This window comes from Nitriliruptor sp. (genome assembly GCF_040882075.1).
Lineage (GTDB): Bacteria > Actinomycetota > Nitriliruptoria > Nitriliruptorales > Nitriliruptoraceae > Nitriliruptor.
Genome location: NZ_JBBEBZ010000036.1, coordinates 1 through 6836 on the forward strand (window position 1 = coordinate 1; position 6836 = coordinate 6836).

The window sequence follows — 6836 nt, forward strand, 5'->3', positions numbered from 1 at the left end:
GCGGCACCAACGAGAACACCAACGGGCTGCTACGCCAGTACCTGCCCCGCAGCCTGGACTTCGCCACCCTCACCGACCGCCGGCTCGACGCCATCGCCGCCGAGCTCAACGAACGTCCTCGCGAAACCCTCGGCTGGATGACACCATCAGAGAAGTTCAACGAGCTCGTAGCAATGGCCGCCTGAGCACGGGGGGCGTTATCGGTCGGTCTAGGACTCTACTTCCGGTCGATGTATGAGGGAGACTGCTCGATCGAGCCGCAGGGCCTTCACCGAGCAGCGGAGCCGCACGACGCCGGCACGGACCAACTGCAGGGTGGCCAGCCAGGTGTCCTCCCCGAGCTCGCCCGCAACGTGTCCCCAGCGACGCCGGGCGCTGTCACGGCCCGGTGTCCGGAGCCGGTTCGACGATGATCGCGCCCCACTCGTCGAAGGAGACCGACGAGCAGGCGCCGTCGCCCGCCGGAGTGGTTGGCGTTGCGATCGGCCACCCGCCGGCCGCGCGTGCCTTTTCGGCTGAGGCGAGCGCGGTCTCGTGGTCGACGCAGCCGTCGGCCCGGAAGGAGATCTCTAGCGCACGCGCAGCGTTTATGTCGGCGAGGTCTCGATCCGAGAGAGTCTCGGTGGTGCGCAGGTGCCCGGCGATGACCTGGGTGGTGCAGTCTCCGCCGCCGAGCAGCACGACGGGGGAGACGGGGGTTCCGTCGTCCCACGAACCGGCCAGGAACGTGTCGTCCGTCGTCGTTCGTCGTTCGTCGAGGGCGTCCTGTCGCAGTTCCGCCGTACACACCTGTGCCTGGTCCGGGTCGGTGTCGGCATCGAGGACGGCGTCGACCCTCCACGTGCATGCCTGCACGATGTCAGCGACGGAGAGCGGTTCGGAGCGAGGACCGTCGGAGGCGTAGGTGCTGGTTGTGCGACCGTCAGGCAGTACGCAGGAAACGGCCTCGGTGCTCAACGCCCCCCGCCACCCTCGCAGGTGTACCCCGGCGACATCGGCGTCCTGAGCGTCGAGTTCAGCGAGGGCGGCGGGGTCAGGTGAGAACAGGCCGGCAGCTACGGCACCGGTGGCCCCGACCCCGAGGGCGGCGGCCGCAGCCAGGCCGATGACACGTGTGCGCGGCGGTCGCCGCCGCGCAGCCGTGGCACGTGTGTGGATCGCCCTGGCCGTGGGCGACCAGGGGTCGCGGTCGAGGTCGGCGGCCGGGTCGAGCCGCTGGACAGCTGCGATGATTCGGTCGTCGGTCACGGCTTATCCGTTCAGTTGCTGCGTTCGGCGGCGGAGGGAGTCCGGTCCCTGAGGTCGGCGGGAAGCTGTCGGGCGAGGCGGTCGCGGGCCCGCTGGAGGCGTTTCCACACGGCAGTAATGGAAATATCAAGGATCTCGGCGATCTCGGCGGCGGCGAGCCCCTCCCAGGCCGTCAGCAACAGCACCTCGCGATCGCGTGCCGACAACTCGGTGATGGCTCGCGCAACCCGGTCATCCGCATCCTCGTTCGCCGGATCGGTTGGCAGTAGAGGAGGTTCGCTGGCGATCTTTTCCCGGAGCCTTAACCAACGCCGCTGGGTCCTGCGCTGGTTTTGCAGGAGGTTTCGGGCCACGCCGAACAGCCACCGTCTGCCGTCTTCGCCGGCGGGCACCGCGTGGATGCGCCGCCAAGCGGTGGCGAACGTCTCGGCCACGAGGTCATCGGCGTCACTTCTGATTTGGCACCGCCGGACGGCGTAGGCCACAAGGTCGCTGTAGCAGTCATCGAACAGCGCGTTGAATGCGGCACGGGAATCTGCGGTGGCCAACCCGCCTCCTGATGGGGTCATGTCCGAACATGTCCGGGGGCTGCGGAATCCTGACACCCATCGGTTGCTCGCGGTGTCGCCGCAGCTTGGTCGGCGCTCAACCTGCACGCATCGCCTCCACCGGTTCGAGACGGCTCGCCGACCGAGCGGGGAATATGCCGGCGAGCAGACCCAGAAGAACGCCGGCGCCGGCTGCGGCAGGGACGGCGAAGGCCGGCATCACCGGCGACGCCCGCTGCAAGTTTGCAATGACGACGAGTGCGAGGATCCCGACGCTGCTGCCGGCGATGCCGCCGAGGCCGCCGACCAGCGCGGCTTCGGTGAGGATCTGCAGACGGACGTGACCGGCGGTGGCGCCCATCGCCCGCCGCACGCCGATCTCCCGTCGTCGCTGCAGCACCGAGACGAACGTTGCGTTGCCGATCGAGAGCCCGGCGATGACGACTACCGCGGCGGACACGCCGAGCAGAGCGTTGCGGACACCCGATTCTATGCCCACCCGCAACGTGTCGGGGTCCGGTGGGGCCGACGCGGTCCATGATCCGGGATCGGTCGGCCCCAACGCTAGGGGCGCGAGGTCGGCGACCTGCTGTGCCGCGCCTGGCTGGGTGCGAAGGACGATTTCCAGCGTGGCAGGGTCTCGACCGTCGGGGTCGTGGGGGACCAGGACGGTGTCGCGAAGTGACGGGCGTCGGGGCGAGTCCGAGAGGATGCCGGCGACGAGATGTTGGACGCCCCCGACAGAGATGCTACTGGTCCCGTCCACTGTGACTCCGCCAAGACGGTCGGCGAGCTCGGCGCCGACCAGGACCGCGGGGAGCCCGGTCTCCACGAGCCACGGATCGAACGCGCTACCCCGGTCGACGTCAAGCTGGAGGGCCTTGACAGCCCCGTGGTCGATCGACGCGGGATCGACGCTGACATGTGTCGGCCTGCCGGTCACGGTGGCGTCGGCGGGTGCGTACTGAGCGAGCACGCCGACGGCCTCGACGCCGGAGATCCGTGCGGCGCGCGCTAGCTCGGCGGTCGTCGGCCCCCGCTGGTCGGGGCCTGTCGGTGTCAGGAGGACTTCGGTAGCCCGCAGTGCGTCAAACCCTGCGGCAACCCGGCGTTCGGCGGTGGCGGTCAGGCCGACGGTCAGCACGAGCAGGGCGATTCCGAGCGTCGTCGCGGCCGCTGACAGCACGGCGGCCCCCGGGCGGGCCGCGACGGTGCGCCACGCTTCGCGCAGCAGTAGCGAACGCCGGAGGCGGCGGGTTTCGTCGGGCACGGCTGCTCCTCAGGAGTATGCGGGGCTGACGACGCCGTCGCGGATGGTCACGGTCCGGTCGGCACGCTCGGCCAGTCGCAGGTCGTGCGTGACGACGATCAGGGTCATCCCGTCGGAGTGGAGCCGCTCGAGCAGCCCCATGCACTCCGCCGAGGTTGCCTCGTCGAGGTTGCCGGTTGGTTCGTCGCACAGCAGGATCGAGGGGCGTTTAGCGACCGCACGGGCGATCGCGACGCGCTGTTGTTCACCACCCGACAGCGTCCGGGCCTGTGCCAGGGTCCGGTGGCTCAGGCCCACGTAGTCGAGCAGTTCCTCGACCCGCTGGTCCCACTGTCGTCTCGGGACACCCGCGTACAGCAGCCCGAGCGCAACATTGTCGGCCACCGACCGTTCGTGCAGGAGGTTGAACTGCTGGAAGACGAACCCGATGGAGGTCGCCCGCAGCTCGGCGCGGGCGTCGGCCGTCAGGGCTGTCGCGTCCCGACCGTCGATCTCGTACGCGCCAGTCTGGAAGGTGTCCATCAGGCCGAGGATGTTCAACAGCGTGCTCTTGCCCGACCCCGACACCCCGACGACCGACAGGTAGCCGTTGGTGGGCACCGCCACGTCGATGTTTCGCAGCACGGCAGTGTCGTCGTAGCTCTTGCTGACGCTCCGCAACCGCACCGACCAGCGCTGGTCACCCACTTCCGAGCACCACCATGTCACCGGGGTCGAGCCGGTCCTGCCCCGTGGGAACGACCGCGACGCGGTCGTCGACGGCCATGCCGGTCTCGACACCCACCCGCCGCGTCTGGACCGCTGCCGGCGCGACCGTCGGCTCGGCGGCCCCGGTGTCGCCATCGGCCACGTGCACGTAGGTCCGGCCCTCGGCGTCGCTGTTGATCGCGGTGAGGGGCACGGTCAGCACCTCGCCGTCCGACGTACCGAGCTCGGCACGCAACGCGACGTTCGTGCCCGGCTGCGGCACGTCCTCGCTGGTGGTGAACTCCGACCAGACGATCGTGGTGGTCCGGTCCCCGGTGGGTGCCTCGACCTGACGGACGACGAGATCGTGGGCAGGGCCGGTGTCATCCGGGATGGTCAGAGCAGTGCCGGCCTCAATCGTCGGTACAGCCTCGTCCTCTGACCACTCGCTGCGGACCACCAGGTCCGCGCTGGCCAGCAGGATATGGTCCTGTCCTGCGCCGTCGCCGTCGCCCTGGGTGGTGCCGAGGTAGTCGCCGACGGCGACCGAGACCGCCGCGACCTGCCGCGGCAGCGACGGCACGACCAGGACCATCTCGGGTGCGATGGTCGGGGAGGCCTCACGCCGTGCAGAAGAGACCGTGTCGCGTGCGGCTTCGAACGCGCGTTCGGCAGTGGCGACCTGCCGACGGGCGTCGGTCGCCGGGTCGGAGCGTTCGAGGACGTCCAGGGCGTCCCGGGCGGCATCGACCTGTTCCTCGGCCTCGACCAGTCCCCGACGGGCCGAGGCGAGCGCGGTCTGCTGCTCGTCGCTGACAGTCGCCGAAAGGTCGAAACCAACACGGCCGAACGCTTCGGCCGCCGCGTCGGCGGTCCCGGGCCCGAAGGTGCCGTCGGCTGTGGCCTCGGCGAGGAGCCCGGCGTCGACCAGGCAGTCCTGCAACACGCGGACGTCCGGGCCCTCGTCTCCCGGCCGCAGCTCTCGGTAGAGGGGGAACGGGCCGGGGCACGCGATACGGGGGACGCCGTCGACGGAGGCGACCGCCTGCGCGGCCCGGACCTCGTCGCCCGGCGAGACCTGCAGCGACGTCACGACGCCGGCGGCCTCGCCGCCGCTGCGCAGCTGCACGGGCAGCGAGTCGGCGAGCTGCACGTCGCCGCGGAAGGTGACGGCATCCACCAGCGCCTCGCGCGTCACCGGGGCGATGATTACCGACTCGGGCGGCGGGGTCGCGTCGGCGACGTCCTGCGCCGGCGTCGACACCTGCCCACCTAGGACGAACGCCGTGCCGGCGAGGGCGGTGAGCCCGGCCAGGGCAGCCAGGATCCTTCGAGCCCCGCGGGAGTGCGGCTCAGTCCCGCTCACAGGCCGAGATCCCGCAACGCTGCCCGGAGGTCGGTCTCGGCTTCCGTGAAGGCCGCGAAGTTGTTCTCCGCGAAGTTGGCACGCGCATCGAGTCTGACCTCGTCGCGGACGCGCAGGAGCGGTTCCATGCACCGGACGTAGATGTCGGCGTGCGAGCGAGCGAGGTGTTCCGCCTCGTCGCGGTCGGCGGCTCGGCTCTCGATCCCGGTGGTCGCTGCCAGGAACCCTTCCTCGGTGGTCACGTCGCTGAATCCGTCCTGTCGGACGCAGTCGACGAACTGCGACCGTGCGTCCTCGACGGCCGGCGACCCGTCGACCTGCGAGGACCGCATCAGGTCGTACCACTGTTCTGTGATTGCGTCGTGCTCGACGCGGAACTCGTCAATCGGGAGTCGTTGCGTCGTCTCTAGTTCGCGCTGGCACTCGCCGGCGGCGGTGTTGAGCTGCTCCCATTCGGCGTCCGAGATGTCGCTGTCGGAGAGCGCGGTGAACGGGTCTTCGGCCCGGGTGACCAGCCTGTCCCACTCCGAGCCCACGACGTCCACCGGTGGGCCGGCCAGGCCATACTTGTCGATCGCCTGTAGGTCGGGGAAATCGGCGTACCGCGGTGTGGCGTCCAGGGGCCGCTGTGTGACGAAGCCAACCGAGAACCCCTGTTCGGCTACGCACTGCTCCATGGCGGTGGCGAAGGCCCGTTCGCTGGTGCGGTCGACGACAGCAACCGCACGAAGGTCCGCTGCCGTGGCAGGAGCGAGCAGGGAGACCGCCAGTTCACCGGCGGGCGCTACGTCCTCCGCCGCGGCGTCGGCCCTCGCGGCCGACGGTTCCGCGGTGCCTGCCTGAGCTTGGTCGCCGTCACCGAGCGTCGCTGACTGTGAACATCCCACCAGCAAGGCCGCGAGTACGAAGAGGAGCGTGCTGTGTCTCGTGAACATCGTTGGGGGCCTCGGGTCGCACCGGTGTGTAACCATGCAAAGTTGTTTCAGCGGAGGTGTCGGGAACTTCTTCCAACCCAGACATGTCCGGTGGCGCGCTCCCCTGACACCTCGGTCGCCGAATCCTGCCGAGGGATCCGGCAGGTCACCGCACCCGGGTCAGCGCACAGACCTTCGGGCGGAACGACGTGCCCCCGACCGCGGCAGGCTCGTGTAGCCCGCGCCGTCCCGTGCGCGGGCGAACCCAGCGGGCTGGGATCGTCGACGCCGTCCTGCTCGCTCAACCTGTGCAGCAGGTCCAAGGACTCCTCGTCGTAGCCCGTGCCGATGGCAGTCGTCCGGACCAGGCACGCCGCAGGACCGTGCGTCGTCTGTCCAAACGGGCCCCGCGCCTGATGCTCGGCCGCGGGGACGACAACAGCCGCGCCGTGGAGATTCGCGAACCCCTCGTGGCTGAACAAGCCATCCGATGAGACCGGCCGGCTCGAGCGGCATCGCCGCGTAACGCCCGATACAGGGAGCAGCACAGCCGCGGGTCGTACCAGTGCATAACCGCCGTTGTTGCTCGGTCTTGAGACGTCAGAAGTGGTGAGTCACGGCCGCCCAAGGGTCCGGAAGCGTGACGGTCCTGACGACGGACCTTGCGGCGCATGTCCGGAAGCGCGGAACGACGGGTGTGGGACCGAACTCCCGATATCCGCTGGCGAGGTCCCCAAGGCGTTCACGCGCGGGGGGGGATCAACGGCTGGCTTCCGAGAAGTGCGTATTACCGGAGCTGAGCA

The 6836-nt window shown here is 69.8% G+C and carries 7 protein-coding genes; 1 reads left to right on the plus strand and 6 read right to left on the minus strand.

All coding sequences use genetic code 11. From position 1 onward, the window contains the following. Positions 1-185: transposase (locus WEB03_RS01995; protein WP_368069299.1), on the plus strand; the 185-nt coding region annotated here is incomplete at its 5' end. 193 nt (positions 186-378) lie between these two features. Here the strand turns inward: WEB03_RS01995 and WEB03_RS02000 are convergent. From WEB03_RS02000 to WEB03_RS02025, 6 genes are all read right to left on the minus strand, one after another. Next, a complete protein-coding gene (locus WEB03_RS02000; RefSeq protein WP_368069300.1) occupies positions 379-957 on the minus strand; it encodes a hypothetical protein in 579 nt (192 codons plus the stop codon). A gap of 302 nt (positions 958-1259) precedes the next feature. Further along, positions 1260-1796 (minus strand): RNA polymerase sigma factor, encoded by a 537-nt coding sequence (locus tag WEB03_RS02005; RefSeq protein WP_368069301.1) that lies wholly within the window; start codon positions 1794-1796, stop codon positions 1260-1262. A 97-nt stretch (positions 1797-1893) separates the two neighbouring features. Beyond that, positions 1894-3066, minus strand: a complete 1173-nt coding sequence (locus WEB03_RS02010; RefSeq protein ID WP_368069302.1) for an ABC transporter permease — start codon at positions 3064-3066, stop codon at positions 1894-1896. Between the two features lie 9 nt (positions 3067-3075). Then, positions 3076-3690, minus strand: a complete 615-nt coding sequence (locus WEB03_RS02015; RefSeq protein WP_368069303.1) for an ABC transporter ATP-binding protein — start codon at positions 3688-3690, stop codon at positions 3076-3078. A 55-nt stretch (positions 3691-3745) separates the two neighbouring features. Continuing rightward, on the minus strand, positions 3746-5017 hold the full coding sequence (locus tag WEB03_RS02020; protein ID WP_368069304.1) for a hypothetical protein: 1272 nt from the start codon (positions 5015-5017) through the stop codon (positions 3746-3748). A gap of 98 nt (positions 5018-5115) precedes the next feature. Beyond that, complete coding sequence (locus WEB03_RS02025) at positions 5116-6090, minus strand: hypothetical protein (RefSeq protein ID WP_368069305.1); 975 nt, start codon at positions 6088-6090, stop codon at positions 5116-5118. Between the last annotated feature and the right edge of the window lie 746 nt (positions 6091-6836).